Origin of the sequence: Thermococcus celericrescens (assembly GCF_001484195.1) — an archaeon.
GTDB classification, from domain to species: Archaea; Methanobacteriota_B; Thermococci; order Thermococcales; family Thermococcaceae; genus Thermococcus; species Thermococcus celericrescens.
Window position 1 is genome coordinate 1 of sequence record NZ_LLYW01000026.1, and the last position, 26,883, is coordinate 26,883.

27 protein-coding genes and 2 pseudogenes are annotated in these 26,883 nt (G+C 56.1%); 13 read left to right on the top strand and 16 right to left on the bottom strand.

The window, feature by feature from the left end; translation table 11 throughout:
- The 3 genes and pseudogenes from APY94_RS13380 to APY94_RS07660 form a co-directional block, all read left to right on the top strand.
- Nucleotides 1-201: pseudogene (locus tag APY94_RS13380) on the top strand (biotin--[acetyl-CoA-carboxylase] ligase); the annotation flags it as partial.
- A pseudogene (locus tag APY94_RS07655) lies at nucleotides 167-959 on the top strand (energy-coupling factor ABC transporter ATP-binding protein). The pseudogenes APY94_RS13380 and APY94_RS07655, both read left to right, overlap by 35 nt.
- On the top strand, nucleotides 956-1,717 hold the full coding sequence (locus tag APY94_RS07660) for an energy-coupling factor transporter transmembrane component T family protein (protein WP_058939071.1): 762 nt from the start codon (nucleotides 956-958) through the stop codon (nucleotides 1,715-1,717). Before APY94_RS07655 ends, APY94_RS07660 begins: the two are co-directional and overlap by 4 nt.
- Here APY94_RS07660 and APY94_RS07665 read toward each other — a convergent pair.
- Both APY94_RS07665 and APY94_RS07670 read right to left on the bottom strand, forming a co-directional pair.
- The gene (locus APY94_RS07665; RefSeq protein ID WP_245610436.1) at nucleotides 1,714-2,349 is read right to left on the bottom strand and encodes a hypothetical protein; all 636 of its coding nucleotides are present in this window, start codon (nucleotides 2,347-2,349) and stop codon (nucleotides 1,714-1,716) included. The genes APY94_RS07660 and APY94_RS07665 overlap by 4 nt on opposite strands.
- Before the next feature lie 52 nt (nucleotides 2,350-2,401).
- Nucleotides 2,402-2,788 (bottom strand): hypothetical protein, encoded by a 387-nt coding sequence (locus APY94_RS07670; protein WP_058939073.1) that lies wholly within the window; start codon nucleotides 2,786-2,788, stop codon nucleotides 2,402-2,404.
- A 104-nt stretch (nucleotides 2,789-2,892) separates the two neighbouring features.
- Here APY94_RS07670 and APY94_RS07675 point away from each other — a divergent pair, with 104 nt between their 5' ends.
- Nucleotides 2,893-3,699 (top strand): DUF63 family protein, encoded by an 807-nt coding sequence (locus APY94_RS07675; protein ID WP_058939074.1) that lies wholly within the window; start codon nucleotides 2,893-2,895, stop codon nucleotides 3,697-3,699.
- A gap of 4 nt (nucleotides 3,700-3,703) precedes the next feature.
- Here the strand turns inward: APY94_RS07675 and APY94_RS07680 are convergent, their stop codons facing one another.
- Genes APY94_RS07680 through APY94_RS07690 form a run of 3 tightly spaced genes read right to left on the bottom strand, consistent with a single transcriptional unit; the run spans nucleotide 3,704 to nucleotide 7,953 of the window.
- Nucleotides 3,704-6,301, bottom strand: a complete 2,598-nt coding sequence (locus APY94_RS07680; RefSeq protein ID WP_058939075.1) for a DUF5814 domain-containing protein — start codon at nucleotides 6,299-6,301, stop codon at nucleotides 3,704-3,706.
- Nucleotides 6,302-6,322: 21 nt separating this feature from the next.
- Nucleotides 6,323-6,796, bottom strand: a complete 474-nt coding sequence (locus APY94_RS07685; protein ID WP_058939076.1) for an Lrp/AsnC family transcriptional regulator — start codon at nucleotides 6,794-6,796, stop codon at nucleotides 6,323-6,325.
- Nucleotides 6,797-6,825: 29 nt separating this feature from the next.
- Complete coding sequence (locus APY94_RS07690) at nucleotides 6,826-7,953, bottom strand: tyrosine--tRNA ligase (protein WP_058939077.1); 1,128 nt, start codon at nucleotides 7,951-7,953, stop codon at nucleotides 6,826-6,828.
- Between the two features lie 155 nt (nucleotides 7,954-8,108).
- Here APY94_RS07690 and APY94_RS07695 point away from each other — a divergent pair, with 155 nt between their 5' ends.
- The 7 genes from APY94_RS07695 (at nucleotide 8,109) to APY94_RS07725 (ending at nucleotide 17,241) form a co-directional block, all read left to right on the top strand.
- The gene (locus tag APY94_RS07695; RefSeq protein WP_058939078.1) at nucleotides 8,109-9,152 is read left to right on the top strand and encodes a CGP-CTERM sorting domain-containing protein; all 1,044 of its coding nucleotides are present in this window, start codon (nucleotides 8,109-8,111) and stop codon (nucleotides 9,150-9,152) included.
- 86 nt (nucleotides 9,153-9,238) lie between these two features.
- Nucleotides 9,239-10,681, top strand: a complete 1,443-nt coding sequence (locus tag APY94_RS07700) for an ABC transporter substrate-binding protein (RefSeq protein ID WP_058939079.1) — start codon at nucleotides 9,239-9,241, stop codon at nucleotides 10,679-10,681.
- Nucleotides 10,682-10,831: 150 nt separating this feature from the next.
- Nucleotides 10,832-12,670 carry an ABC transporter permease gene (locus APY94_RS07705; protein WP_058939080.1) on the top strand — a complete coding sequence of 613 codons (1,839 nt, stop codon included), beginning with the start codon at nucleotides 10,832-10,834 and terminating at the stop codon, nucleotides 12,668-12,670.
- A 10-nt stretch (nucleotides 12,671-12,680) separates the two neighbouring features.
- Entirely contained in the window at nucleotides 12,681-13,745 is a 1,065-nt protein-coding gene (locus APY94_RS07710) for an ABC transporter ATP-binding protein (RefSeq protein ID WP_058939081.1), read from the top strand.
- 31 nt (nucleotides 13,746-13,776) lie between these two features.
- Nucleotides 13,777-14,373, top strand: a complete 597-nt coding sequence (locus APY94_RS07715; RefSeq protein ID WP_058939082.1) for a DUF447 domain-containing protein — start codon at nucleotides 13,777-13,779, stop codon at nucleotides 14,371-14,373.
- A 64-nt stretch (nucleotides 14,374-14,437) separates the two neighbouring features.
- Nucleotides 14,438-16,447, top strand: coding sequence for a metallophosphoesterase (locus APY94_RS07720; protein WP_058939083.1), 2,010 nt, complete (start codon nucleotides 14,438-14,440; stop codon nucleotides 16,445-16,447).
- A gap of 170 nt (nucleotides 16,448-16,617) precedes the next feature.
- The gene (locus APY94_RS07725; protein ID WP_058939084.1) at nucleotides 16,618-17,241 is read left to right on the top strand and encodes a hypothetical protein; all 624 of its coding nucleotides are present in this window, start codon (nucleotides 16,618-16,620) and stop codon (nucleotides 17,239-17,241) included.
- On the opposite strand, the gene APY94_RS07730 is transcribed toward APY94_RS07725, so the two are convergent.
- On the bottom strand, nucleotides 17,242-19,380 hold the full coding sequence (locus tag APY94_RS07730; RefSeq protein WP_058939085.1) for a restriction endonuclease: 2,139 nt from the start codon (nucleotides 19,378-19,380) through the stop codon (nucleotides 17,242-17,244).
- A 145-nt stretch (nucleotides 19,381-19,525) separates the two neighbouring features.
- Between APY94_RS07730 and APY94_RS07735 the strand changes: the two genes are divergently transcribed.
- Nucleotides 19,526-20,761, top strand: coding sequence for a phosphoglycerate kinase (locus APY94_RS07735; protein WP_058939086.1), 1,236 nt, complete (start codon nucleotides 19,526-19,528; stop codon nucleotides 20,759-20,761).
- Here APY94_RS07735 and APY94_RS07740 read toward each other — a convergent pair.
- The 10 genes from APY94_RS07740 to APY94_RS07775 all read right to left on the bottom strand — a co-directional run bounded on the left by APY94_RS07740 (nucleotide 20,739) and on the right by APY94_RS07775 (nucleotide 26,256).
- Nucleotides 20,739-21,056 carry a hypothetical protein gene (locus APY94_RS07740; RefSeq protein WP_245610437.1) on the bottom strand — a complete coding sequence of 106 codons (318 nt, stop codon included), beginning with the start codon at nucleotides 21,054-21,056 and terminating at the stop codon, nucleotides 20,739-20,741. The genes APY94_RS07735 and APY94_RS07740 overlap by 23 nt on opposite strands.
- Nucleotides 21,057-21,130: 74 nt before the next feature.
- A complete protein-coding gene (locus APY94_RS07745; RefSeq protein ID WP_394325671.1) occupies nucleotides 21,131-22,057 on the bottom strand; it encodes an RNA-guided endonuclease InsQ/TnpB family protein in 927 nt (308 codons plus the stop codon).
- A complete protein-coding gene (locus APY94_RS14010) occupies nucleotides 22,026-22,337 on the bottom strand; it encodes a hypothetical protein (protein WP_394325672.1) in 312 nt (103 codons plus the stop codon). The genes APY94_RS07745 and APY94_RS14010 overlap by 32 nt, the downstream gene beginning before the upstream one ends.
- Nucleotides 22,327-22,503 (bottom strand): hypothetical protein, encoded by a 177-nt coding sequence (locus APY94_RS13215; protein ID WP_157065502.1) that lies wholly within the window; start codon nucleotides 22,501-22,503, stop codon nucleotides 22,327-22,329. Before APY94_RS13215 ends, APY94_RS14010 begins: the two co-directional genes overlap by 11 nt.
- Nucleotides 22,504-22,567: 64 nt before the next feature.
- Nucleotides 22,568-22,732, bottom strand: a complete 165-nt coding sequence (locus APY94_RS13220; protein ID WP_157065503.1) for a hypothetical protein — start codon at nucleotides 22,730-22,732, stop codon at nucleotides 22,568-22,570.
- A 39-nt stretch (nucleotides 22,733-22,771) separates the two neighbouring features.
- The gene (locus APY94_RS07750) at nucleotides 22,772-23,320 is read right to left on the bottom strand and encodes a hypothetical protein (protein WP_245610438.1); all 549 of its coding nucleotides are present in this window, start codon (nucleotides 23,318-23,320) and stop codon (nucleotides 22,772-22,774) included.
- Between the two features lie 517 nt (nucleotides 23,321-23,837).
- Nucleotides 23,838-24,017 (bottom strand): hypothetical protein, encoded by a 180-nt coding sequence (locus APY94_RS07760; RefSeq protein WP_157065504.1) that lies wholly within the window; start codon nucleotides 24,015-24,017, stop codon nucleotides 23,838-23,840.
- Between the two features lie 32 nt (nucleotides 24,018-24,049).
- The gene (locus APY94_RS07765) at nucleotides 24,050-24,814 is read right to left on the bottom strand and encodes an ABC transporter permease (protein WP_058939090.1); all 765 of its coding nucleotides are present in this window, start codon (nucleotides 24,812-24,814) and stop codon (nucleotides 24,050-24,052) included.
- Nucleotides 24,815-24,818: 4 nt separating this feature from the next.
- The gene (locus tag APY94_RS07770; RefSeq protein ID WP_058939091.1) at nucleotides 24,819-25,805 is read right to left on the bottom strand and encodes an ATP-binding cassette domain-containing protein; all 987 of its coding nucleotides are present in this window, start codon (nucleotides 25,803-25,805) and stop codon (nucleotides 24,819-24,821) included.
- Nucleotides 25,792-26,256: a PadR family transcriptional regulator gene (locus tag APY94_RS07775; protein WP_058939092.1), complete on the bottom strand. Its 465-nt coding sequence runs from the start codon at nucleotides 26,254-26,256 to the stop codon at nucleotides 25,792-25,794. The genes APY94_RS07770 and APY94_RS07775 overlap by 14 nt, the downstream gene beginning before the upstream one ends.
- 163 nt (nucleotides 26,257-26,419) lie before the next feature.
- On the opposite strand from APY94_RS07775, the gene APY94_RS07780 reads away from it, so the two are divergent.
- Nucleotides 26,420-26,758, top strand: a complete 339-nt coding sequence (locus tag APY94_RS07780) for a hypothetical protein (RefSeq protein WP_157065505.1) — start codon at nucleotides 26,420-26,422, stop codon at nucleotides 26,756-26,758.
- Nucleotides 26,759-26,883 lie beyond the last annotated feature (125 nt).

The following is a 26,883-nucleotide window of genomic DNA, read 5'->3' on the forward strand; positions in this document are numbered from 1 at the left end:
ATCGGGGTGGGCCTCAACGTCTCCAATCCCGTGCCGGGGGGTGCAGCCTCGGTTGCGGAGATACTCGGGGACGCACCGTCCCTTCTGGAGGTCTCGAGGGTTCTGTTCGGCGAACTCATGAGCTCACTGGGAACTTTTTTAAATCCCGGGACGGAAGTGGAAAGCGATGCTGAGGGTGGAGAACGTCTGGCACGTCTATGAGACCGGTAGGGAAGCTCTGAAGGGAGTAAGCTTCGAGATGGGGGAGGAGATAGTCGCGTTGAGTTGGCCCCAACGGGAGCGGAAAAACCACCCTCGCGAAGCACCTCAACGGCCTCCTGAAGCCCACGCGGGGCAGGGTGACGGTGGACGGTATGGACACGCGCGAACACACCGTCGCCGAGCTGAGCACGAAGGTGGGTTACGTCTTTCAGAACCCCGAGCACATGTTCTTCGAGGAGAACGTGTTCCGCGAGGTTGCCTTCGGGCCGCGGAACCTCGGGCTGAGCGACGATGAGATTGAAGAGAGGGTTCGGTGGGCGCTGAGGTCGGTCAATCTGGAGGGGTACTGGGAGAGGACACCGTACTCAATGAGCGGCGGCGAGAAGCAGAGGCTGGCGATAGCCTGCGTTCTGGCGATGAAGCCGAAGTACCTTATCCTGGACGAACCAACAACCGGACTGGACGCGAGGAGTTCCTCCAGTGTCGTCGATGCCGTGAGGAAGCTCCGCTCCAAGGGGCACGGGATACTGCTCATAACCCACGATATGGACCTGGTTTTGGAGCTGGCTGAGAGGGTCCTCCTGCTGCACGACGGCAGAAAGGTCTTCGATGGCCCCGTGGAGGAGTTCTTCTCGCTTGAGCTTCATGATTTCGGACTTGAGAAGCCCGAACTTCTCAGGATAAGCGAGGGCGCGGGAGTGGGTTTCGTGAGAAGCGTTCGTGAGCTGGTCGATGCCCTGGCGGGTGGTGCGGTATGATCTATCCATTCTACACGGAGAAGAGCTCTCCACTGCACTCCCTCGACCCCAGGGTCAAGATAATCGGTACCATCGCCGGGATAGCGGCGATTATGCTGTACAACGACCCCAAAATCCTGATACCTCTCTTCTTCGCTTTCCTGCTCGTCGGAAGGCTCCTCGGCGGGGTCGAGATACGGGAGCAGATAAAGCTCCTCAAACCCCTCCTGCCGATAGTTATCATAACCCTCGTGGTGTGGCCCATCATCTACGAGCCGAGGCTCAAGGGACTGCTCTTCGGTGTTTCTTTCGCCATGAGGCTGCTCACGTTTGCGCTGATAACGTTCCTCCTGCTGATGACGACAACCCAGCGCGACCTGATACTGGGTTTCGTGAGGCTGGGCATGCCCTACGAGTTTGGTCTGACGATCTCGATAGCCCTCCGCTACATTCCGACACTCTACGTGCTATCCAGAAACATAACCGATGCCCAGAGGAGCCGCGGCTGGGAAGTCGAGAAGGGGAATCTCCTGGTGAGAGCAAAGAAGATGACCGCCGTTCTCATCCCCCTGCTCGTTGCCTCCCTCAAAACCGCTCACGAGCTGAGCATAGCCCTCGAGAGCAGGGCGCTCGGGACTGGCAGGAAGAGAACGTTCCTCTACGATATCGAGATGACGGGCAGGGACTACGCGGCCACTGCGATTATATTAATCCTCTTCGGACTGGCGCTCTACGTCCGCTACGGCCTGGGACTCGGCCACGTTAGTATATACGGCTAGAGAAGGGGCTTTATCAGGGAGTCTATCGGTATTGAGTGGTCCCCAACGGCGGAGACGTGGTCGGGAGGTGCCTTGAGAACGGTCATGTTGAGCCTGTAGTGACCGCGGTAGGAGCTGGTTCTCAGAACGGCCAGCGCCTCGAATATCTCCGGCAGGTCGTAGAGGCGCCTAAACTCGCCGGGAAGGTCGAGCTCGTTGAGCTCCATGGTCGTGTGTCCCAGAACCAGGATGAGTCCCTTTCTGTCAACCAGCTTTCTAACCTCCACTACCCCCTCGGCGGAGCGGTTGAGGAGCGCAGGGAACGGAGAAACCACCACGAGGGAGCCATCCTCAACGACGTTGAGCGCTTGGAGGAGTTCCTCGATGGAGTAGACGTTGCCGGCGTACAGGTTGGAAACGTCCTCCGTGAGGCGCTTCAGAACCTTAACGGAAAACGATGTCCCCGGCCCGATATGATAAACGGGACCGTTCTCAAGGGCGTTTGCAACGAGGTGGTACAGAAAAGCCGTCTCGGCCAGCTCGTCGGTTGAGATTATCCCCGCTAGGCTTCCCTCGCTGAGGCCGAAGGGGAACCCATCGAAGGGCTTCACCTCCCTGGATTGGAGCTCGGCCGGTTTGAAGAACATAGGCATCACATAGTCTAGCGCGCTGGGAATATTTATACATTACCCAAAAAAGAGAAACTCAGAGCGCTGCGAGTGCGCCGATTGTGAATATTCCCAGGAGCGCAAGGATTACCATCACAATGCCGGCTATCACGGCCGAGAGTATCCACGCGAGGAATGCCCTGAGCCAGCCGGTGTCAAAAACCGCCTTGATGACCCACAGGTTCGTAATGAACGCCGCTATGGGGCCAAGGGGTCCCAGAACCGCTCCGACCAGAGAGCCAACGATGGCCGCCAGGACACCTCCTCCGAGTATTGCAATCATCGCCTTCCCTATCGATGCGTTTTTGATCCCGATGAGCTTCGCGGCCATCCACAGGAATATCGCCGCTATGAAGAGCGCCAACAGGAAGCCCAGTATCATCGCGGCGCCCATACCAAAAACCATCGCAGGTCCGTACGGCATTTTATCACCCCTTACATTTTTAAAATCCCACCGTTTATCAGCTTTTCTTTTTTGTCCCCAAAAGACCTTTAAACAGGAAGGCCGACTCAGGCAGGGGGAAAGAGATGCTGGAATCACTGTGGAATGAACTGTGGGGTTTCATATACAAATACTTCTGGGAGCCGATGTTCACGAGAAGCGGCTACAACCCTGTTAACACGCTTGTGTATGCCCTCTTGCTGGGGTTTGGAGTGATATACTCATATAAGTATATAATCAAGCCCCTCAGGATAAAGGTCGATGAGAGGCTCTTCCTGGCAGTTACTCCTATGGTAATCTTCGGCTCCACGGTGAGGGCACTCGTTGACGGTGGAGTTCTTCCAAAGAACCCTCTCATACTTACTCCAGGTATATTCTTTACGGCGTTCGTTCTGATACTCCCCGCCCTCGCGGCGGACGCAAAAATGGGCACCTATCCGAAAATAACGACTGCTTGGGGGGCACTGCTGGCGCTCTGGGCCAACTACCTTTTGGTGATCAATGCCAAAAGCTGGGAGCCCTACGGGCTGACCCTCATCCACACCGCAGTCAGCTTTGCTGCAGTCTTCGCGTTCTACCGGTGGAGGCCCTTTGACAGGCTCTACCTCTACCCGGTTCTCGCCCACTACTTCGATATAGCTTCGACTGTCGTGGCCATCCACTTCTACGGCTACCGCGAGGTGCACTGGCTGGAAAACATCCTGGTGAACCATCTGGGGGCATACTCATACTACCCGTGGATAACCCTGATACTTGTGGTGGTATACTACGGGCTCAAATACCTTGTGCCCGACGAAGAGGAGAGGCGCTTCTGGTACCTCGCAATATACATCCTCGGCTTAGGCCCGGCCATAAGGGACCCGGCCCAGCTGGTGCTTCAGATAGGAGGCTGAGCCCTCAGCCGCTCCTTTTTTCTCTTCTATCCAGTCCTTTTCGGGTCTGGTTCCGCCTCCTCGGTTTTCCTTGGTCTCTCCGGCCTCTCTTGTCCCCGTAGTCCTTGCGTATCGTTCTGCCCTCTTCAATCTCCCTCTTCAGAACCTTCGCCTCCTCCTCGGCGTTCCTCACGTGGAAGACTCTCGCGATCCTCTCTATCGCCTCAAGCTTCCTCACGATGCCATCGAGCCACGTGAAGACGTCTCCAGGATAGACTATCAGCCCGTAGACCTTCCTGAAGTGTTCCGCTATCTGGGTTGGGTGCTTACCGTTCCTCCTCAGCTCGATTATCAGATTGCTAACGCGCTCCATCGCGTAGTCGGTGCAGTCCTCTTCAGGACACATGAAGAACTCCTGGTAGAGCGTGAAGAGCCTCTCCGCCGCGTTGGGGCTGAGTTCGGGGATAACTCGATCAAGTTCATCAAGGATTGAGGCAAAGCTCGGCGAGAAGACGTTGGCGCTCAGCCTTCCCCTAACTGCCCCCTCAAGCTCCCTCTGGAGCGTTCCGCTCAGGTAAAGGTTTTCGAACGGCAAAAGCTTGACTGCTATCCACTGGGCGGGCTTCTTCCCGAGGTCCTTCCTTATGAAGGACGCCTCTTTGGGCAGGAGGAAGCTCATGCTCACGGCCCTTCCGTAGGGCGTGACCTCCACAGACGGCCCCTTGAGCCGGACGAAGCCGTGCTCCTCAAGCTTTTCGAGAACCTTTTCCGCGCTCTGGTTGGCACCAAGGCACTTGGATTGAACGTCCTCGATGACGTCGAGCCGGTTGAAGACGCAGGAGTGGGCCAAGACGTTGTCCTGTTCAAGCTCGTCGCTCCATTCCACCATCACGGGCTCAATTGGAGCGGTCAAAAGCTTGAAGGCAACCTCGTCCTCGCTGCCTTCCATCTGGGCGGAATATTTCCTCCCAGGCTCAACGATGAGGTAGACCCTGCCCTTCTCGTGGTAGAGCGGCCTTCCGGCACGGCCGAGCATCTGGTGGAACTCCCTCACGCTCAGCCACTTGTTGCCCATGGCCAAACTCTCGAAGACCACCTGTGAAGCGGGAAAGTCAACGCCGGCCCCAAGGGCGGCTGTGGTGACTACAACGTCGAGCCTCTGGGCTAAAAACTCCATCTCGGTGAGTTTCCTCTGTTTGTAGGGTAAACCGGAGTGGTAGGGCTTGGCTTTGAGGCCTTTGCTCGTGAGGTAAGCGGCAAGCTCGTGCGTCCTCTTGCGCGAGAAGGTGAAGACTATCGTCTGCCCCTTGTAGCCCTGCCGGGATTTCCTCATCGCCTCCGCCCGGCAGAGAACCGCTATGTGACGCCACTTCTCGGACTCGTTTCTAGCTATGATTATGTGCCTCTCCAAATCCACCGGTCTCTCGTCGTAGAGCACCAGTTTTAACCCCAGTTCCCTGGCCAGTTCGCCGGGATTTCCGACGGTGGCGCTCAGGCCTATGAACTGGGCGCTCGGATAGAGCTTTCTCAATCTCGCGATCAGCCCGTCCAAGCGGGGCCCTCTCTCCTCGTCGTCGAGGGTGTGTATCTCGTCTATCACGATGGTTCCGACGTTTCCTATCTTCCTCCCAGCTCTGAGGAGGTAGTCTATGCCCTCGTAGGTTCCCACTATGATGTCGGCATCGATGCCCGTATCAACGACCACAAGCTCGTCCCGGGTTTTTATGCGGCTCATTCCAACGCGAATGGCCACCCTCAGCCCGAGCTTTGAATACCTCCGCTTGAAGTCCTCGTACTTCTGGTTGGCCAGGGCGACCAGCGGCACTAGAAAGAGTAGCTTTCTGCCCTTCATGGCCTTTGGGACGCCGGCCAGTTCGCCGATTAGGGTTTTTCCGCTCGCCGTGGCGGAAACTACTAGGAGGCTCTCGCCTTCAAGGAGGCCGTGCTTTACTGCCAGACTCTGAACCGGGAGGAGTTCGTTAACACCTTCCGCTTTGAGAACGGATTTAAACTTCTCGGGAAGCGGGAGCTCGTCGAGGAGAATTTTCTCAACGCGCATGTGCTTGGCCTTCAGCTCGTCCCACTTGGTTATCTCCGGATGCCTCGTCGGGTCGAAGCGGGGGTCGAAGGCGTAGAGAACCTTATCGAGGTCTCTAAACCTGTCGAGGAGCTTCTTTGCCTGGTCGAACATGGCAACGCTCCTGAACCTGAAGCGGAGCTCCCTCTTCAGCTCGTCTTCCGCACACCTCTCGCAGATGTACTCGCCATGATATTTAATGCGGTTTCCTTCGGTGAGAACAGTTACCCTGCCGTCGAGGAGGCAGAGACGGCAGAGCTCGGCCCTCTCAACCCTCTTGTTCTGGAGCCTTCTCCTGAAGTAGTCCTCCCACTCGTCGGCGTTCACCAGGGCGATTCTGGCTTGGCGAAGAAGCTTCTCTATCTCTTTCGGATTGCGATACTGACTTCCCTCAAGAACCTTGAAGAGCCTCCCCTCGCGCATTATGAAGCGGTATATCCTCTCGGCCTTCAGGTTCTTCATCGCGGTGAGCTTTTCCGGCTCGTTCTCAATAAAGAATGCCTCAAGTTCGTTCTTCTTTCTCCCGGGCCTCACGACGAAGAGCATTCTCACTCCCTCGCCAAGCGATCAGCGTTTCCCCGTCTCACAGGACACCCAGTTTTCCTTGAAGGTGTCTATTATGAGCGTAACCTCCACCCGCTCCAGGTTCTTGCCGAAGAGCCGTTTGAGCCTTCCGGCAAAGGCCTTGACCTCATCCGTGTCGTGGAAGCTCGCCCTCACGAGTATCTGCCTCTCGCCGCTGCGCCGGTAGAGGCTCTGAACCTCATCCAGCCTGGCAACCCGTCTCAGAATCGGGTCAATCGTGTGGTCGTCTATGGCCAGCTTGAGTTCAAAGAACGTCTGAACGTATTCGTCGAGGAAAGCCGGGTCAACGATGGCGGAGTAGCCCTTAATTGCCCCAAGCTTCTCCAGCTTTTCTACCCTGTTCTTCACGCTGGCTGGGGATAGGCCAACTCTCTTCCCGAGCTCGGTTAGGGTTATTCTGCCCTCCTTCCGAAGGATTCTGAGTATCTCCCTGTCCTTCTCGTCTATTCCCGGCATCGGCTCCACCAGCTAAAAGGGAGGGAAAATCAGCGGGTGATCTTTATCTCCCGCATCAGCTCAAGCGGCTCTGGATTCCTCTCGAAGTACTCCCTGACCGGCTTGAGGAGTTCGATGAGGTACTCGGCGACGGCGTTCTTGAGGTCGAGCGGGTGGAGCTTACCCTCGGCAAAGTCCCTCTTGAGCTCCTCGATGGTCGTGTAGGTGACGTCGCCGCCGAACTTGGCGGGCCTGTGTATTGTGAACTCCGTCGGCTCCTCGCGGAAGATTATGTACTCGGCCCAGTCGAGGACGGGGTTGTACTTGACCTCCTTCGCTGGACAGAAGGCCTTCCTGAGCTTCTGCTTTATCTCCTCAGGAGTGTCGTGGATGAAGACCGCCGAGTAGGGTTTGCTCTTGCTCATCTTCATCTGGGTCTTCAGTTCTTTGAACTGCTCCTCGCTCTCTATCGGCCAGACCGGAGGCTCCTGAAGGCCGAGAAGGAGGTGGTGGTGCAGAGCGACCGGCTTGAGCTTCTCGCCCTTCCACTCGAGGGCGTGGTACTTGAGCTTCTGGGCCACTTCGATTGCTATCACGTGTGCCTTCCTCTGGTCCATTCCGGCGTGGGCTATGGTGACGCCCTGGTAGTAGATGTCCGCCACCTGCATCGCAGGGTAGATTAGCTTGGCGAAGTCTATGGCCTCACCCATCTGGCGGCCCATGATGGTTATGGAGCGCATCATTCTCGCGAGGGTGACGTTCTTGGAGATGTCTATAACCGTCTGCCAGTAGTCGCCCTTCTCCAGTATCTCGCTCGCGAGAACGAACTCGACATTGTCCGGGTCGCCGCCCATGACCTTTATGCTCTGCTTCATGCCCTCCTTGAAGTAGCTAAGCGCGACCTTCTGGATGACCCCGAGGTCTCCACCGAGCTTATCGTTTATCCAGCTGTGCCAGTCCGCTAAGAAAATCCTCGTCTTGATTCCAGCCTTCTGAAGGTCGGCTATCTTCGCTCCCGCCATGAGTCCGGTTCCGAGGTGAATGTAACCGCTTATCTCAAATCCTATGTAGTGCTGCATTGGAACGCCGACTTCGAGCAGGTGCCTGAGGTTCTCCGCGGTCAGGAGCTCTTCCGTGGGTTTTCTATTTATAAGTTGAATCTTCCCATCTATGTCCATCGCTACCACCTGAGCCAGAAACGGCGGAAGGCTTTAAGGGTTTTACTGCCGGGGGAAAGGAACTCACTGCAGGGCTTCAAAGTTTAACAGGGCCGAAAAACTTTCCAATTCATAAGATTTATAACTCCATCAGCCTTAGATAACCTGGTGATATCATGAAGAGGGCTGCAATAATACTGGCTGCCTTTGTGATCTTTGGTGTTTTTGGTTTTGCCATGGCCAGCGCTACGACCGTCGGTGTTGACCTCTCCCACGGCGAGAGCGACAAGGGTCTGGCAGTTCTGGCCGACAAGGACGGCAACGTTCTCGCTGAGGGAATGATAAAGACCATCAGCGACGTCAGCTGGGCTTACATTGGACCGGCGGAGAAGGCTGACGAGCTTGGAATCCCGCAGCTCGGTGACACGATAACCTACGACGCCATCAAGGACGTGGACTTCCTTATCCTCGGCCAGCCGACCCAGGCTTTCAGCCCGGATGAGGTTCAGGCCATCGTCCAGTGGTGGAACGACGGAAACAGGATCCTCTGGGTTGCAGGCGATTCCGACTACGGTGACGGCCCGCAGAGGATCGACTTCGTGAACACCATTCTCGACGCCATCGGTGCCAACCTCAGGCTCGACCAGTGCTCCGCTGAGGACGCCACCAGCAACGCCGGTGCCGGCTACCGTGTCGTCGGTCTCGTCAACCCTGACAGCGGAACCCCCGACAAGGACATGCTCACCAAGGACTTCAAGAACGGCGGCAAGGTCCTCTTCCACGGACCGGGTGTCGTTGCTTACGTCGATGAGAACGGCAACTGGCAGAGCCTCCACGGCGGAATAGCAGAGGGGATATACATCATCGTGACCACCAGCGCCGACGGTCAGATCGTTGAGAACACTGACCCGGCGGCCCAGGCCTATACCGCCGGCGACACCGGTGAGTTCCCGCTCATGGCTGTCCAGCTCTTTGAGGACAAGAAGAACATCCTCGTTGTCAGCGGCGAGACCCCCTACGGCGGCTACGAGCCCATGTGGAGCCCGACCTACCACGGCGTTGACCTCGACGGCCCGCAGTTCGTCACCAACTTCATCCACTGGGCCATCAGCGTCCAGCAGAACCTCGGCAAGGAGGAAGGTGGCGGAAGCACCTGCGGTCCGGCGGCTCTGATCGGTCTCGCCCTCATACCGCTTGCCCTCTACAGGAGGAGGAAGTGATCTCCTCCATTTTTTGCTTGTTGAACCATTAATTTTTTATTAAGTTTCTCGAACCACCCACGATTGACATAACCAGGTGATAAACCATGAAGAAGCCCGTGGCAATTGGCTTTATCCTGCTTCTTGCCCTCAGCGTCGTGGCCAGCGGCTGCATAAGCGGAGGAAACGACGATGGAACCTCCGGAATAACCCTTGTCATCGTCACCAGACACGACGCGACCATACAATACATGGTCAAGCAGACCTTCCTCCAGAGCGATGTCGCCAAGCAGTATAACATCGAGGACATCAAGTTCATCAAGGTTCCGGAGAGCCTCTGGCCCAGCTACATAGACAAAGGAGCCGACGTTGGCTGGGGAGGAGGTCCCACACTCTTTGACGACCTCTACAAGGCCAACTACCTCGCCCCGATAACCGACGAAAAGGTTCTCGGCCTCCTCGGAAATCCGATTCCCACCGAGCTGGCAGGAATGCCGATGATAAGAAAGGACGGTGATAAGGTCTACTGGGTCGCCGCGGCCCTTTCGTCATTCGGATTCACTGTGAACAAGAAGCAGCTCGAGAAGTGGAACCTTCAGATACCGAACAAGTGGGAGGACATCGCGAGTGAAGACTGGGCCCTCAACCCGCCGCAGTACGGAATAGCCGACCCAACCCGGAGCACCTCCAACACCAGGATATACCAGATAATCCTCCAGGCCTTCGGCTGGGAGGAGGGCTGGCGCATCATGACCCTCATCACGGCCAACTCCAAGGTTTACCTCGCCAGCGACGCCGTCAGGGACGCCGTTATCAACGGTGAGATAGCGGCAGGAAACACCATTGACTTCTACGGCTACACCGCCATGCAGCAGAACCCCGACTGTCTCTACGTCGTCCCGAAGGGAGAGAGCATCATAAACGGCGACCCGATAGCGCTCCTCAAGAACGCCAAGCACCCGGAGGCGGCGCAGGCTTTCATCTACTGGGTTCTCACCGAGGGCCAGGCCGTCTGGATGAGCCCCGACGTGAACAGGCTCCCGATCAACCCGCAGATATTCGACATGACCATCACCAAGCCCTACGCTGACGTCATCTTCAAGGGCCAGAACGAGGGCAAGACCTACGGCGAAGCCAGGCCCGCCCTTGAGAAGGCCTACGATGACGCCATACACGCCGAGGGAATCGAGTTTGACGACAAGAGGGCCCTTGAGACCGTGAGCGCACTCCAATACTACTTCAAGGCCACCCTCGTTGACCCGAACCAGAAGCTTCACGACGCATGGGTCGCCATAGTGCAGGCCTACAAGAACGGCAAGATAACCAAGGAGCAGTTCGAGCAGCTCAAGGACGAGCTCACCGCCCCGATAGAGTTCAAGGACCCTGAGACCGGTCAGACCGTTACCTTCACCGAGGAGTACGCCAAGAAGATAAACGACAGGATCGTCAAGGACAGGAACTTCCAGGACCAGCTCGTCCAGGAGTGGCGCCAGGGTGCCATGGACAAGTACCAAAAGGTGCTCGACGACCTCAACAGCATGCTCGGTTGAGTTTGATATTCTCCTGCGAATTTCCACTCTATTTTGGCACTTTTTCAATATGGGCAAATCAACAAATTTTTGGAAATCTTTAAATAGACTCCACCTCGACCAACTCAGAGTGGCGGGTATGGTCAGAAGTAGAACGGAGGTTGATGCTCAATGAAGGTAAGCAAGTGGAGCGAGAGACTCTTTGGAACACCCCTGTTCGATCCGGTTGTCACGACTTCGTTCCTGTTCCCACTCCTGTACCTGGTGGCCTTCCTGATAATCCCAGTACTGGCAATGCTCGCGGTGGCCTTCGAGTACAACGGTCACTTCTCATTCCACTGGTTCACCAGCATACTGACGTCGGAGTACTACATCAGCTGGCCGACTGGGGAGTTCTCCAGACTGGTCACCCTGCCCAACGGGGAGCAGATCTACTACGTCCAGGGCGTTGACTTCGGAGTGATACTCAACTCCATAATAGTCTCCCTGAGCGTCATGATCCTGACCACGATACTGGGAACAGTCTTCGCCTTCGTCATGGCGCGCTACGACTTCCCGGGCAAGAACATCGTGAGGATACTCCTCTTCGTGCCGCTCCTCGTTACGCCCTTCGTCAACGTTTTCATCGTCAAGAAGATGTTCCTTCCCAACGGTCTGATAAACTGGCTGTTCTACGATATCCTCCACATATTCCCGCACAGAATCGTTATCGACGGTCTCGTGGGTGTCATAGTCGCCCAGGCGATGACCTACTACCCGATAGTTTACCTCAACGCCTACGCGAGCTTCATCAACATCGACCCCACCCTCGAGGAGCAGGCCGAGAACCTCGGAAGCAGGGGGTTCCACCTCTTCAGAACCGTTACATTCCCGCTTGCCCTCCCGGGAATAGCGGCGGGTGCAACCCTCGTTGGAATATTCAGCCTTGAGGATCTCGCCGCGCCGATAGTCTTCCAGGGCAACCCGCTCGCCAGAAAGCTCATGTCCTTCCAGATCTACAGCGCCTTCACCAGCGGTTTCAACGTTGGAAGCCCACAGCTCGCCGCCCTCGCGCTCATAATGCTCACCATCGCCATTCTGATGTTCCTAGGCATCAGAAAGTACGTCAGCCTGCGCCAGTACGCTATGCTCAGCAAGGGCGGAAGGTGGAAGCCGCGCGTGGCCAAGCCCAAGGGCTGGCAGGCGGTCCTTATCTACCTCGTCGTCCTTCCGATGCTCCTCATCTCGATATTCCCACAGATCGGTGTCGTGCTCCTCGCCTTCAGCGAGAGCTGGGTCGGAACCTGGCCGGAGGGCTTTACCACCGCGCACATCCAGAGCATTATAACCCAGCCGGACATTGAACGCGTCATCATGAACAGCATTATGTATTCCACCGCCGCAATAATCGTCATCCTCCTCCTGTCGCTCACCGCCTCCTACGCCTCCAGCAGGTTCAAGAAGAGTCAGCTCGGGCCCGTTCTCGACAGCCTTTCAACGATACCCATAGCCGTTCCGGGTATCGTTATAGCGATGAGCTACTTCTTCTTCTTCGCCAAGGTGTTCCCGGACACGCCCCTCGACCCCACGAACCTGCTCGGTTTCAACCCGGCGATGGTTCTCGTGCTGGCGTACTCAATCAGGCGTCTGCCCTTCGCGGCACGTTCCATCTCGGCCGGAATCCAGCAGGTTCACGTGTCTCTCGAGGAGGCGGCGCTCAACCTCGGCGCAGGAAGGTGGAAGGCACTGACGGGAATTCTGATACCCCTGATACTCCTGAACCTGCTTGGAGGAGCCATGCTGAGCTTCGTCTACTGTATGAGCGAGACCAGCGTCGGCATCACCCTCGGTTCAATCAACCCCGAGTACTACCCAATAACCGCCAGGATGGTCGAGCTCATGACGAGCGCCGTCGGAAGCGCCAACCTCGCGGCCGCGCTCGGTGTCTTCCTCATGACGGTACAGATCGTAGCCATAGTCCTGGCCAACGTGATAACCAAGCAGAGGTACTCATTCATAGGTCTCACATGAGGTGGTTGGGATGGTTGACGTCAAGCTTGAGAACATCGTCAAAACCTTCGGAGAAACGGTTGCCCTTAAGGGGATAGACCTTCATATAAAGGCCGGGGAGCTCTTCACCCTGCTCGGACCGAGCGGGTGTGGAAAGTCCACGACGCTGAGGATAATAGCGGGTCTGGACTTCCCGGACAGCGGCACCATACACTTCGGCGACGATGAGGTCACCTACCTCCCGTCCAGCAAGCGCGGTGCGGTGCTCGTCTTCCAGAACTACGCCCTGTGGCCCCACATGACAGTCTTCGACAACGTCGCCTACGGACTCAAGCTCAAGAAGCTCCCGAAGGACGAGATAAAGAAGAAGGTCGAGTGGGCCCTCGAACTCGTCAAGCTCGAGGGCTTCGCGGACCGCTACCCGACCCAGCTTTCCGGAGGTCAGCAGCAGCGTGTCGCCATAGCGAGGGCGCTCGTCGTCGAGCCCAAGGTTCTCCTCCTGGACGAGCCGCTAAGCAACCTCGACGCCAAGCTCAGGCTTGAGATGCGCTCCGAGATAAGGAGAATCCAGCGCGAGCTCGGCATTACCGTCATCTACGTCACCCACGATCAGGAGGAGGCCATGGCAATAAGCGACAGGATTGCCGTCATGAACGTCGGAACCGTCGAGCAGGTGGGAACACCGAAGGAGATATACGAGACTCCGAGGACGGAGTTCGTTGCCAGCTTCATGGGCAAGACCAACGTCATCCCAGCCAAAGTTGTCGAGAGGAACGGCGACCGCGTTTCCGTCGAGTTCGAAGGAATACGGCTGGATGGCCTCCACTACACTGACAAGAGCGACGACGTCGTCATAGTCATCAGGCCTGAGAGGATAAAGCTCAAGCCTGTCGAGAATGCGGTCTCATTCACCGGGACCGTTGACCTCATCGAGTACTACGGCTTCTTCATTGAGGTCGTTGGCCTCTTCGGGGACACCAGGATCATCGCCAGAACCATCAGCGACAGGGAGATAGCCGGACTCAGGCCGCTCCAGCAGGTGACGTTCTACGTCGAGAGGAACGACATCATCGTCCTCCCGAAGCAGCAGCTTTAAACCCCTTTTCCCATTTCATTTAGGTGGTCGCATGCGCGGATTTTTGGAGTTCCTCAACGAGGGGCAGGTCTACGAGGTTCTGCTCGTCACGAGATCAAATGCCGCCCCGGTGGGCGTTGTAAGGGGCGGAAACCGGCTGTTTTTCAAGCTCTTTGGTGGAAAAAGTGCGAAGGAGCTGAGGGAGCACCCACACGCGTCGGTTCAGGTGACCAACGACGTTGAGCTGATCGTAAAGCTCGCCCTCAACCTGCCGGTGGAGCTTGAGTTCGAGGACAGGGGGGCGCACAGGTGGATACGGGGACTCCCGGGGGTTTACGGACCGGTCATGTTCACCGAGGAAGTCCACGAGGACAATCTGGGGAAAACCTCCGTTTTGAGGTGTTCGCTGGAGCCGGAGGGAATCATCGATGGAAGACTGCCCCCCAAACCGCCGAGCAGGGCTGACTGGCACCTCCTGGAGATGGCCGTGGACTTCACCCGGCTGGGGGTGGCCCTGAGGAACGGGAAGATAGAGGCTGCCAAGAAGCTGCGCGGAAGGATAGTCGAGAACTATTCATCCTACCTGCGGTTCGGGGGGAGCTCGGAGCTGGCAGAGATTATAAGAGCGGCACTGGACGAAAATGGGTAAAGGAGCGCCCCTCAGACAAGGGAAAGCTTATAACCGATTTATTTCAGCTTTTCTTGGTGATACCATGAAGGCAGGCAAGCTTATGGCTCTTTTGGTGGCCCTGCTTACCATAGCGACGGTCCCAGTGAGCACCGTCTGGGCAGCTTCAAGCAGCGTGACACCGGGAGAGATCCTCGTTCAGCCGCTCCCGGGAGTTCCAGCGATAGGAAAGCCCGGAGACATAGTTGAAATACACCCCGTCGAGGGAGTTGCCATCGATTCCCTTCAGATAGTCTCCATACTTCATGGGCCCTACGACCTCCAGATAGTGGGCACGGAGAACGGCGTCATCAAGGCCAAGATACCCGAGGACGCGATGCCGGACGTTTACTTCCTCATAGTGAAGAGCAACAAGGGAGATGTAACCATTCCGAACGGCGTGTGGGTCATGAAGGACGCCCCGACGGTTCTCAGGATAGCCCACGGCAGCGACCTCCACGTCACGAGCGGCTCCAAGATGGGATTCGTCTGCGGGGACTACTTCCAGAAGAGCATACCGGAGATCCTCAAGTACTGCGACCACCCCTACGCGATGCACAGCTACACCGCCGCTGACAGCTTCATGACGTACTACGCCATGACGGGCCTGCAGAGTGAGAACGTCATCAACCTCATAATCAGCACGGGCGATGATGTTGACACCAACGGCGACAGCGAGGGCTACAAGATGTTCGACGAGGCAATACTCCACGGAACCGCGGCAGGAACTCCGCTCATAAGCATAAAGGGCAACCACGACCACCCGCCGACCTACTACAACAAGTACGTTGGCCCCAGGTACTTCTACGAGGTCATCGGGGACTTCATCATCATAGGCCTCGACAGCAGGGGCGAGGAGAGGCACCCCGAGCTTGAGCAGCTCCAGTGGATGGAAAACGTGCTGAAGAGCCACCCTGACAAGGTACCGATAGTCCTCGTCCACCACCCGTTCTGGTACAGCACCCCCGACGGCAAGTGGGGCGGAACCATAAAGGGCTACACCGCCTTCGACGAGGACGACTGGCAGACCCTCACCGGGTACATCAGCTGGGACTGGGAGGGCAAGAACGGCGAGTACGACGAGATAGCCAGAACCTTCCTCCAGCTCGTCGAGAAGTACAACGTCAGGCTCGTCCTTGCCGGACACATCCACAAGGACAAGCCGGTTCTCTACATCGACAAGGAGGGCAACGAACACTGGTTCTACACCGTCACCACCACCGGCGCCCCGGACAAGACCAGCAACCCGCCGAGCCAGGCAGACCAGAGCAGGGGCTACACCACTCCGAGCTGGTACGGCTCGCAGGTCATCTACGTCTATGAAAACGGCACCGTGAAGTTCCCGCTCGCGGGGGACGTCCTTCACGAGGGCATAAGCTCCCTCCCGATACCGCAGAAGTTCATCGTTTACAGGCAGAACGGTGAAGACGGAACCGCCGTCAAGTTCGTGAACGAGCTTGACAACGCCGTCAGCGGGCCCTTCGTCCTCGAGATACCCGCGGGAGCCAAGGTTGATCCGGAGCACACCAACATAACCTACACCGTCCTCGGCGAGAGGGAGATCGGCGGAACCTACTACATGCTCCTCAACGTTACCGTCCCGACCGGCGTCAGCCAGATAACCGTTGTCAAGGAAGCCGACACCCAGGCACCCGAGGTTAAGATAGGCTACCTCATGCCCAGCAAGCCCAAGCCGGGACAGAGGTTCAAGGCCTACGTCACCGCCAACGACAACGTCGGAATCAGGGACATGAAGGTGCAGATAATCAGCGACGGCAAGGTTCTGGCAGAGTACCCGGCGTTCTCGATGAAGCCGGCAGAGGTCGAGGCCACCTACTACACCGAGATCCCGGGAGTGGACGCGAGCCAGTTCACTATCAAGGTGATCGCGACCGACTTCTACGGCAACACCGGCGAGACCACCTACACCGTCGGCGGAAGCACTAGCACCAGCAGCCCGAGCCAGACGACCCCTGAGAGCGGGGGAAGCACCTGCGGCCCGGCCTTCATCGTGGGCCTCGCACTCCTCCCGGTTCTCCTCAGGAAGAGGAAGTGACCATCCACCCCTTTCAATTTTCTCTTCCAAAAGTCCCACCCCACAAACTGAGGGCGCCGGATTCGTTTCTTTTCTAGCACACCCCCATAGGAGTGGCTGAAGTCAGATAAAGCCGTCAGCGGACTTCTTCACTAGGGGAAGAGTTTTTAAACCGTCCCCATAAGCCCCCCATGGTGATGAAGGTGAAGTTCAAAGGCAAAGCCTTCGGGAACATCGTGAGGATGGAGTTCGACATTCTCACGCTCAGCGAGCTTAAAATAGACGACCTGCGAGACTTTGACGTTGATTCCATCAAGATAGAGCTCAAGCCCACCTCATCCGGCATACGGGTCACCGGCATATGGGAGGGCACCGTCGAGGAAGCCGGAGAGGGAATAAAGAAGGCCCTCCTTGAGAGCTACAAACTCCGTGAGAGGATTCTCAACAGGATAAAGAGCAAGACGGAGGCAATAAGGAGCACCATGCGCCAGCTCGGCTTCACGGAGGAAGTGGAGGGCTACGGGAGTGCGCTGCGCTTCGTCAAGAAGGTCGGCGCCTACGACATAGTCGTCGTCGCCTCAACGACGGACGACGTGGTCCGCGTCGAGGTCTACGGCAACGACAAGAAGATCATCAGCCCGGAGCTGGAGAGCATCTTTGAGGACGTCGAGGTGGAGGAGCTGGAGATATACGACTTCGAGGATGACAAGGAGGAGCGGCTCGTTATAAACCTCGAAATACCGAAGAACGAAGAAAAGCCCGAGAGAAAGATAATGGAAGCCATCAGGATGATAGAAAGCATGCTGATGGCCTGATCACTTGTATCTGCTGTCCAGCTGAAGCTGCTTCAGCTTTGCCGTTATTCCCCTTGTCGGCGCCCTGTCTTCACTTATTATTTTCCCAGTTCTTGTGTCTATTCTCGCGTAGTAGAGGGTCTCCTTCCCTGCCACCTTGATGTGGACGTAGCCCCTCTCCTCGTAGAGGACGAGGCGCTCCACCGCTGGCCGTTCTTCCTTGTATTTCTCCCTCACATGCGCGAGGTATGACTCCTTTATAGCCATCTCCGTGAAGCGGACGTCGCTCTTCAGAACCTCTCCCGTGGTTCTGTGAAGGACGAACCTTCCAACCTTCGTTCTTCCGGCGAATTCGACCTCCCAGTTCTCGTTGAGCGTTACGGATCTTACCACGGCCTCCTCGTCTATCTCCTTCGCGGCCTCGGCGGCCATCCTTTCGGCAAGGTCCCTTCTCAGAACACGGTCCGCCTCCTCGATGAGCTTGCCGTCCCTGCTGATCCTGACGGTTACCATGTGACGGTCGTTCTCGGCGGTAACGGTGTATTCGGTTTCGGTACCCTCAACGGATTTTATCTCAAAGTCAGGATACTTCTCAGAGACTATCTCCTTCGCCCTGTCGGGCGTCACCTCGACGAGGTAGTCGAGGACGTCCCCTGTCGAGCCGTCCACCTTCACGATGGCCTTTCCATCGGCGCTCTCAAGAACCAGCTCCAGGTATTTGTGCTCCAGCACACGGTATGATTCCATGACCAGACCCCTCAGCGGAAAGTTGCCCTCTATGACAGTCCTGGCGTTTTCGAAGGCGTCTTCGGGTGATGGGAGCCTCCTGGCCTCCTCGTAGCTGCCGTCGGTGAGATCGACGCTGACAACGACCACACCTGCATCAAGGAGTATGTCCGCGATGGCGGCTTTCTTGCCCTTCTCGAGGTTGATGATCCTGCCCTGAGGATAGGCGTTTCTCAGGAGTTCACTGAGGGCATCGTCGCTCATGAGAACCTCCATCCCAAGAAGCCTGCCGGTGTAGCCGTTGAACTGAGCCTCAAATGAGAAGCGCCCCGTCTTCCCCGATATCTTGACCTTTCCGTTTGTCCTCTTGAGCTCGTACTCGCTGATTTCCTCCCCCGTCTGCTTCCAAACGATGTCTCGGACCCTCTCAACGAAGTAGTCACCAGGCAGGGGGTTCATCTCGAAGGTTACCTCTCCGCGCTCCAGATCGACCCTGGCCCCGGCCAGGTTTTCACCCGCCCGGACCTCGAGTCTGGCCTCTTTGGGAACGTAAACCTTCTTCCTCTCGTGGATGGTCACCCTGCCCTCGGGAACGCCGAGCTCCTTTGCGGCGACGGCTTTAAGGACAAAGACCGCCTCGCTTGGGCTTAGGGGGACCTCCACCTCCCTCTCCGTGGCGTGGATAATCGAGCCGTCGTTTAGGAGGGCCTTGGTTACGGGAACGCTCAGGTTCTTGTCCTGCGTTGCCCTTAGGACTATACGATCCTCTGAAAACACCACCGCCCTGTCCTTCTCGCCATCCCCCTCGACGGACCAGGAGAATATGTACGCACTGGACAGGGAGACTGCGATGGATTCAAGCTTCACCTCCTCCGGCTTCACGGGGTATTTGGAAGCCGCGAACGAGGCCACCTTCCTCAGCACGGCCTCGGGTGAAAAGTCATGGAGAAGCGGGGCATCGAGCTCGAACTCCTCCAGGGGGCCTTTTTCTTCTCCCGCCTCCGTCTCAGCCTTAAGCTGCTCCACAAGATCGGCGGGCGGTTCCATTCGATAGTTGTTGAACAGGGAGGCGAGCTTCTCGCCGTCCCACGGAACCACCCTCCCTCGGTGCTCCCTGGATATCAGAACCTTGGCGTCCTTCGTGAATCCCGCGGGGGATATCAGTATTCCCTTATCCGCCTTGTATTTGTTTACCAGGTCCGCAAAGACGTTGACGTCCCTCGAAGAGGCCAGCCCCTTGGGGTGAATCGCCAGAACAACCTTCTCAATCCCCGCTATGGGGTCGTCCCTTATTGCCACGACGTCTATTCCCCACTCCTTCCTGCCCGCCACCCTCTCGTAGTCCCTGAAGCCCATTCTCTTCAGCAGCTCGATTACGTCTCCAACAAGCGTTTCCCTGGGTGCCAGCCTTATTAAATCCGCAGTCCACGGCATCAGTCTCACCCATGAAAGTGAAGTCCATTATCACGGTTCTTTTGTCTTTATTTTATAAATCTCTTTCCCCGGAGCCGCTGTTATCACCGCAGGTGTTCAAAATAAGTTTTTAACCCCGCCGATTTAACACCCACGCGGTGATGGAATGTTCAGGCTCATCGACTTTGAGTATCACGGAAAAACCGTCTTTCTGAGGGCAGACCTAAATTCACCGGTCACTGACGGGAAGATAATCAGCGACGCCCGCTTCAGGGCAGTTCTCCCGACGATAATATACCTCCTCGAACACGGGGCCAAACTAGTCATAGGAACGCACCAGAGCAAGCCATACAAGGGGGACTACATCACCACAGAGCAGCACGCCGAGATACTGAGCGGGTTACTCGGCCAGGAAGTGGAGTACGTTGAGGACATCTTCGGAAAATATGCCCGCGAGAGGATAAAAGCGCTGAAACCCGGCGAGGCCCTCATGATAGAAAACCTCCGCTTTGCCGCGGAGGAGGTCAAATACAAGCCGATTGAAGATTGCGAGAAGACGTTTTTCGTGAGAAAACTCTCGCCCCTGATCGATTACGTCGTGAACGATGCCTTCGCGGCGACCCACCGCTCCCAGCCTTCCCTGGTCGGCTTCGCAAGGCTGAAGCCCATGATAATGGGTTTCCTCATGGAGAAGGAGGTTCAGGCACTCACAAAGGCCTACGAGACCCAGGAGAAGCCGAGGGTCTACGTGCTCGGCGGTGCGAAGGTTGACGACTCCCTCCGCGTGGCGGAGAACGTACTGAGGAACGGCAGGGCTGAGGTTATACTCACCGGCGGGCTGGTCGGTCACGTGTTCACCCTCGCCAAGGGCTTCCACCTCGGCGACTCTAACCTCGAGTTTATGGAGAAAAAGGGCCTTCTTGAACTGGTGGACTGGGCAGAGGAGATACTCAACGAGTTCTACCCCTACGTGAGAACCCCCGTTGATTTCGCCGTTGATTACAGGGGGGAGCGCGTCGAGGTTGACCTGCTGAGCGAGGAGAAGTGGCTGTTCGACGAACACCCGATACTCGACATAGGCTCGAGGACCGTTGAGAAGTACCGCGAGGTGCTTATGGGGGCGAAGATAATAGTCGCCAACGGACCGATGGGAGTCTTCGAGCGCGAGGAGTTCGCGGTAGGTACGGTCGGCGTCTTCAGGGCGATAGGGGAGAGCCCGGCCTTCAGCATAGTAGGCGGCGGCCACTCGATAGCGAGCATATACCAGCACAATATAACGGGCATAAGCCATGTCTCCACCGGCGGCGGCGCGATGCTGAGCTTCTTCGCAGGGGAGAAGCTCCCCGTCCTCGAGGCATTCAGGGAGAGCTACGAACGCTTCAAGGGCCTGCTTGAAGGGTGAACAGCCAGACGAGGAGCACGGCGATTAGGATGCCCCCGAGGAGCAGCATCAGGAGCCACTCGACCCTTTCCATCAGTTTTCTGTTCGAGTAGAGAACGTGTCCTACGATTCCAAGGACGAGGGATGAGACTATCAGTATCCTCTCCTCCGCCGATTCGACCCTGCTGAGAACCGCCTCAACACCCCAGAGGGGCAGGAACAGCAGAACGGCCCCGGTGATGGCGTAGCCGTGCCTCATCTTTCTCGCGTTTATTATGTAGAAGGTCGCGGCGAAGGCCACGAGGAAAACCACCATCGCCTGTACCTCGGGGGGAATCGGAACCGCCTTCGAATGAACGGCCCTCTCGTAGATCCATATAACCGTTCTGGTTAGCCGTAATTTGCGTAAAGTTCGTAAATGTCGTTACGGCTAACCTTCCAGCCTCCCGTCTTCATTGGCTGGCTTTCGGGGAGAACGGAAACTCCCCACATCTTCAGGGCTCTCAAACGAACATTCCAAGAGCCAATAACGTCCCTATCGGCTTCAAAACCACAGTTCGAACACTTCAAGACCCTGTCCCCATTCGGGCTTAGTTTACCCCCACATACCGGGCACAGGGACGAAGTGTAAGCAGGATTCACGAAAACAACCCTAATACCCTTCAGTTTGGCCTTGTATTCGATAATTGACTGGAGTTTGCGAAAACTCCAGCGGTGCAAACGACCATTCACTTCAGCAGAATACCTAATCGAATCCCGTATTTCAGTCAAATCCTCCAGAGCAATACCACCGTATTTTTCTGCCAATTCAACGATTTTATTCGTAAGTTTATGATACAAGTCGTTAAGCCTGTTCCTCTCCCTCTCACCATATTTTTCGAGAAGCTCCCTTCTCCTTTTTCCAGCCCTAATTTTCTTCTGGATTTTCCTCCGCTTTAGGAAGTAACCAGCCCTAATCTCCCGCTCGTGGGTTATGATTTGGACGAACTCCCCGTTTGGAAGGCTGAGCGTTACATTGTTCTCATTCAAATCCACGCCGACAAAAGCTTCAGGCTCGCGGATTTCAACTTCTTTCGAGAATACAACGTTTATGAAGACTCCTTTTGGAGTTCTCACTAACCACGCTTGACCAACTCTCCAATCTCTAAACTTCTCGTGATGCTTGGCTGGATAAAACTCTAAAACAGTCCTCCTGTTTGGAGTCGAGAGTTTGATTATCCTGTTTTCGAGGTCGAGTTTGAACAAGTGGTCGTCCAGCATAATGACTTCCTTCTTGAAGACAGGCTTACCATTGGCCCTTGAAGACAGGCTTACCATTGGCCTTCCCCTTCTTTCTCCGCTTCCTGTAACTCTTGTAAATTGATGTGGCCATCTGGCAAGCCGTGTAAAGGTAATGGCTCGGCAGGTTTGGATACTCTTCGCGTAAGCTCTTGTAAGTCTCCTTCTTTAGCCGGTAAAAGCTGGTAACGTGGTTCTCAAAAGCGTGAGTGATGAGATAATTCACGATTTCACGGTAAGTTTTGAAAAGCTCGTCTAACCCTTCGGGCGTTTCCTTGAGCTTGAATTTGGCGGTTAGTTTAATCGTTTCACTCAGCATTTTCCAGTTCCCTTTTTGTTTTTTTAATCCAGTCTTTAATTGCTTCCTCGATTGCAACGCTTAGAACTCCTCTTTTGTTCCCATAACGTTTTCTGGCGAGTTTTTTGAATTCTTCGAGAATTTCCTCGCTGATGACGAAAGTTGCCTTTGGCATACTAACCACCATTTAAGAAATACTAAGTTGGAGTATTTAACCTTTTGGGTAACAAAAACAACAAAAGTTCCGATTATTACCAACTACAAAACAGCCCCGAGACTGTGGTGGAGACTATCAGCGCCATCACGAAGATGTTGTGGACGTGGTCAGCTATGCTGAGGGCCTCTTCAAGCTCCTCCAGTTCCTCCCGTCTGGAGACTTCTTTCCCCGCTTCGGCCCCTGCTACCATCGAACTCACTGTCTTTCCTACGCGCTTTGAGATTTAAGGATATCGAGTTCAGTCGATTCCGGTTTTCTCGTAGAGCCTCCTGTACACACTCCTGAACTGAAAAACCATGATAACCGCGTAGACCACCGCGAAGGATTTCAGGGGGAAGTGGCCGCCGAAAGAGAGGTTCAGGAGCGCGATGACTCCAACCACAGCAATGTAAGTGAGCAGAACGTTCAGAAGAGCCGCCCTTGTCGAACCCAGCCGGTAGGCAAGCCACACCGAGAAGGAGGCGTCAAGCCGGATGAGCCATTCCGGTCTGAAGTGTTCATCGGGGTCCACCTCCACCGAATATGTATCCTCTTCAAGTCTTTTCCTCGAGAGATAGGCCAGCAAACCAGTCGCAACCAAGGCCGCAAAAGACAGGAGGACGAGGGGGAGGGAATCAAACACGGCGCCGATTGCCATGAAAGCCATCGAGAGGGTGAAGGCCATATAAACGGCGAGGGAGTTCGCAGAGAGCCGTCCCCTTCTGAAGAGGTAGGCCGGATAGATGCCGAAGTATGGGACGCATACCATGAGCAGGAGAGCCGCAAGGGTTATCTCATCCATTCGCATCGAAATTTTTAGGACTCAGAAGATTAAAAATATTTCGACTAAAAATGAAAACTTCAGTAGCCCATCAGCACGCCGAAGATTACCGCCACCCACCAGACCTCAAGGAAGGCGAAGCCCACCGTGGCCGTCCCGGTGACGAGCCACCCAACGAATATCGCGTAGGCTATGAGGCTGACCTCCTCTCCGCCGTGAAGGGTGAGAGTTCCAAAGAGTTAACCCCTCGCCACTTGCGGAGAGGTTTTCGGGCGCTCATCTCCTACTCCTCTCGCGAGTTTCGGCTCGGCCCGAAGGCACGGTCTCGCGCCCGTTACCCCTACCGCCAGACAGGATTGGGGGTTATCGCTCAAGGCCACTCCACAGAGTTTCAAACCGCTCAAAGGCGGTTCTTGAAAAGGACGCTTAACAGCGTCTTCCCCCCAATGGCGGGAGGACACGCTGAAACCCCCTCTCACCGGGTTCTTTTGAGTGGCCTCTCCGAGGCCTTACTACACCCCAAAGTTCAAAAGGGTTTCGGCGTTTAAGGGCGGTTGGGCGGTTTACTGTATCCCCACCCTAAAGGACGAGGCTTGAAGAAGAAAAAAGTCACCGCCACGTGCAGCTTCAGGAAGGTTTTGTTTATCTCCCCTCCAGCTTTCATCCAGCCGGTTGGGAGGGGCAGCCAGTCGAAGAACGCCCCCGCGAGGGCGACGCAGAGCATTGTGAGCACCTGCTTCCTAATCTTTCCTCACCTCAGTCTATCGTGGCCTTCCTGAAGCCAAGCGCGGCAATTCCGGCGAACAGCGCCGCCAGACCAATGAGCACGACCCAGTCCGTGACGATTCCAAAGGTCGGCTCGACTCCGGCCAGGTAATACCTGGAACCGTCGACCGCGTAGGTCAGCGGGTTTACCTTGGCCAGCCACTGCATCCACTCTGGCATCGTGCTTATCGGGTAGAACGCCCCGCTGAGGAAGGTCATGGGGAGCATTATCATGGTCACTATCATTTGGAAGCCTTCCATGCTGGTCATCTTGAGCGCTATCGCGACACCCATACCCGCTATCGCTATTCCAACGAGGAAGCTCATGCCAAGCGCGGGAAGGATTCCGCTCACGTTGAGGTCGGCCAGGAAAAAGCTGAGCGCGAGGATTATGACGCCCTGTATCATGGCCATGAGTGCTCCCCCGGTGATTCTGCCGAGTATGGCCTCTGTTCTGCTCGCGGGGGCGACGAGAATCTCCTTCAGGAAGCCGAACTGCTTGTCCCAGATGAGCGTTATGCCCTGCATGAAGCTCATGTTGAAGACCGTCATGGCTATTATTCCCGGCACGAGGTAGGTCATGTAGTCAACGCCGCCGAAGATGGACGCCGCGGCGGGGTTGTTGAAGACACCGCTCCAGCCTTTTCCGAAGAATATGAGCCAGATGAGCGGGTTGATGAGGCTTCCGATGACCCTCGCACGGGAGCGGGAAAAGCGCTTCAGCTCGCGGTATATCATGGTGAAAAAGACCTGCATGCCATCACCTCCTCATCCTGGCCCTCATTATCATTTTCGCCACGTTCCCCTCGCCGCCTTCCTCCCTGATTTCCCTGCCCGTTAGGTGCAGGAAGACGTCGTTGAGCGTCGGTCTGTGGTAGGTGACCTCGAGAATCCGGACGCCGGTTTCCTTCGCCAGTTCAAAGAGCTTTGGCAGAGCCTCAGCAGCGTTGTCCACGTCGAGCCGTATCCGCCCGTCCGGGAGCATCTTGCAGCCTTTGATGAAATCCGCCTTGAGGCACTTGAGTTCCTCCCTGGGGCTCTGGAGCTTCAGGTAGATTATGTCGCTGCCCACAAGTTTCTTGAGCTCCTCGGCGGTGCCCTCCGCGATTATCTCACCGTGGTCCATTATGGCTATCCTGTCGGCTAACTGCTCGGCCTCGTCCATGTAGTGCGTCGTGAGGAAGATGGTCATGTTGTGCTCCTCCTTCATGGCCCTTATGTAGTCCCAGATGTGCGCCCTCGTCTGCGGGTCGAGGCCTATCGTCGGCTCGTCGAGGAACAGTATTTCAGGCTCGTGGAGAAGGGAGCGCGCTATCTCAAGCCTCCTCTGCATTCCGCCGGAGAAGAACTTGACAGGCCTGTCCTTGAACTCCCAGAGCTCAACGAACTTGAGGAGGCGTTCTATCTTCTCCTTCAGCTCATTTCCGCTCAGACCGTATATCCTGCCGTGGATGAGCATGTTCTCGTAGGCGGTAAGTTCCCTATCCACGCTCGGATCCTGAAAGACTATCCCTATCTTCCTCCTAACTGCTATAGGTTCCCTGGCAACGTCGTGGCCCGCAACTATGGCCTTTCCGGCCGTCGGCTTCAACAGTGTCGTGAGGACGTGGACGGTTGTGGTCTTTCCTGCCCCGTTGGGGCCCAGAAAGGCAAATATCTCGCCCCGCTTCACATTGAACGATATCCCTCTAACGGCTTCAAAGTCCCCGTACTTCTTCACGAGATTATCAACCTCAATCGCGTTCATACCTTTCACCTCCAAGAAGAATCAGCCTCAGCTCCCTCGCGCAGCCGGTGAAGAGCCTCCTAATCATCTCCCTCTGCTCGTCCGTCAGTTCGTCCACGGACTCAAAGAGCTCCTTGAAGGCCGCCCTAAGCTCGTCGCCTCCCAGCTCAAGGAACGCCTTGTAGGCGCGCATCCTGCGCTTTGCCTCGGCGAGATCCTCAGCGTGCTCCGCGAGGTAGTCCAGCCCCTTCTCGGTGATCACGTAGGTCTTTTTCTCCCTCTCACCCCTGCTGGCCACCTCAATCAGGCCGCTTCTCCGCAGGGACGCGAGGATAGGATAGACCGTCCCCGCGCTCAGCTTCATGCCGTATCTTCCTTCCAGCTCTGCCATTATCCCGTAGCCGTGCATCGGCTCCCGGAGGAGGTCGAGGATAAGTACCTTCATGTGACCACGAAAATTGGGGCGCTCCATTTGCTTCACCGATATATCGTTCGATATATTTATTTATAAACCTTTGGGCCGTTGCATCACAAATCCAATCAGTTTTCCAATTTTAGTAAAATTACAAAAATAGGGAAATTTATAAAGAAAACAGCGTTGATAATCTAATGAGCATCTCCGGGAGGTGGTTCCATTGAATCGCAGACGGTTTTTGAGCGTGGCCCTCGCGGCCGTCGTGTTGCTCTCCATAGTACCCGCGGCAGCACCATTCTTCAGCCTTGTCTCAGCCTCCACGATCCAGATGAGCGGCAACGCTATCGCCTGGGACGTCGTGAACCTGACCTGGACTCCAGTAGAAAACACGGAGGCCTACGAGCTTTACCGCTCCACGGACCCAACGAACGTGATTAGTCCGGAAAACCTGCTCGTCGTCATCAACTGGAGCAGTTATCCCCAGTATGAGCCCGGAAATACCTATCTCCAGGGTGACACGGTCGAGTACGACGGCAAAATCTGGCGCGCCAAGTACTGAACCCAGAGCACCCCCGGCGGGGACGCCTGGGAGCTTGTGGGCACTTCACCCTCGCTTTCGTCCTCTATGGTTCGGCATACAACGGCCCGAGCTGGGGCGGCTCGCTGGAGCTGGAGCACTACGTC

Excerpts from the sequence above, each read along its gene's own strand:
- APY94_RS07660 (WP_058939071.1), top strand. The coding sequence starts at position 956 with ATGATCTATCCATTCTACACGGAGAAGAGCTCTCCACTGCACTCCCTC.
- APY94_RS07665 (WP_245610436.1), bottom strand. The coding sequence starts at position 2,349 with ATGCCTATGTTCTTCAAACCGGCCGAGCTCCAATCCAGGGAGGTGAAG.
- APY94_RS07670 (WP_058939073.1), bottom strand. The coding sequence starts at position 2,788 with ATGCCGTACGGACCTGCGATGGTTTTTGGTATGGGCGCCGCGATGATA.
- APY94_RS07675 (WP_058939074.1), top strand. The coding sequence starts at position 2,893 with ATGCTGGAATCACTGTGGAATGAACTGTGGGGTTTCATATACAAATAC.
- APY94_RS07680 (WP_058939075.1), bottom strand. The coding sequence starts at position 6,301 with ATGCTCTTCGTCGTGAGGCCCGGGAGAAAGAAGAACGAACTTGAGGCA.
- APY94_RS07685 (WP_058939076.1), bottom strand. The coding sequence starts at position 6,796 with ATGCCGGGAATAGACGAGAAGGACAGGGAGATACTCAGAATCCTTCGG.
- APY94_RS07690 (WP_058939077.1), bottom strand. The coding sequence starts at position 7,953 with ATGGACATAGATGGGAAGATTCAACTTATAAATAGAAAACCCACGGAA.
- APY94_RS07695 (WP_058939078.1), top strand. The coding sequence starts at position 8,109 with ATGAAGAGGGCTGCAATAATACTGGCTGCCTTTGTGATCTTTGGTGTT.
- APY94_RS07700 (WP_058939079.1), top strand. The coding sequence starts at position 9,239 with ATGAAGAAGCCCGTGGCAATTGGCTTTATCCTGCTTCTTGCCCTCAGC.
- APY94_RS07705 (WP_058939080.1), top strand. The coding sequence starts at position 10,832 with ATGAAGGTAAGCAAGTGGAGCGAGAGACTCTTTGGAACACCCCTGTTC.
- APY94_RS07710 (WP_058939081.1), top strand. The coding sequence starts at position 12,681 with ATGGTTGACGTCAAGCTTGAGAACATCGTCAAAACCTTCGGAGAAACG.
- APY94_RS07715 (WP_058939082.1), top strand. The coding sequence starts at position 13,777 with ATGCGCGGATTTTTGGAGTTCCTCAACGAGGGGCAGGTCTACGAGGTT.
- APY94_RS07720 (WP_058939083.1), top strand. The coding sequence starts at position 14,438 with ATGAAGGCAGGCAAGCTTATGGCTCTTTTGGTGGCCCTGCTTACCATA.
- APY94_RS07725 (WP_058939084.1), top strand. The coding sequence starts at position 16,618 with ATGGTGATGAAGGTGAAGTTCAAAGGCAAAGCCTTCGGGAACATCGTG.
- APY94_RS07730 (WP_058939085.1), bottom strand. The coding sequence starts at position 19,380 with ATGCCGTGGACTGCGGATTTAATAAGGCTGGCACCCAGGGAAACGCTT.
- APY94_RS07735 (WP_058939086.1), top strand. The coding sequence starts at position 19,526 with ATGTTCAGGCTCATCGACTTTGAGTATCACGGAAAAACCGTCTTTCTG.
- APY94_RS07740 (WP_245610437.1), bottom strand. The coding sequence starts at position 21,056 with ATGGTGGTTTTCCTCGTGGCCTTCGCCGCGACCTTCTACATAATAAAC.
- APY94_RS07745 (WP_394325671.1), bottom strand. The coding sequence starts at position 22,057 with ATGGTAAGCCTGTCTTCAAGGGCCAATGGTAAGCCTGTCTTCAAGAAG.
- APY94_RS14010 (WP_394325672.1), bottom strand. The coding sequence starts at position 22,337 with ATGCTGAGTGAAACGATTAAACTAACCGCCAAATTCAAGCTCAAGGAA.
- APY94_RS13215 (WP_157065502.1), bottom strand. The coding sequence starts at position 22,503 with ATGGTGGTTAGTATGCCAAAGGCAACTTTCGTCATCAGCGAGGAAATT.
- APY94_RS07750 (WP_245610438.1), bottom strand. The coding sequence starts at position 23,320 with ATGCGAATGGATGAGATAACCCTTGCGGCTCTCCTGCTCATGGTATGC.
- APY94_RS07760 (WP_157065504.1), bottom strand. The coding sequence starts at position 24,017 with ATGCTCTGCGTCGCCCTCGCGGGGGCGTTCTTCGACTGGCTGCCCCTC.
- APY94_RS07765 (WP_058939090.1), bottom strand. The coding sequence starts at position 24,814 with ATGCAGGTCTTTTTCACCATGATATACCGCGAGCTGAAGCGCTTTTCC.
- APY94_RS07770 (WP_058939091.1), bottom strand. The coding sequence starts at position 25,805 with ATGAACGCGATTGAGGTTGATAATCTCGTGAAGAAGTACGGGGACTTT.
- APY94_RS07775 (WP_058939092.1), bottom strand. The coding sequence starts at position 26,256 with ATGGAGCGCCCCAATTTTCGTGGTCACATGAAGGTACTTATCCTCGAC.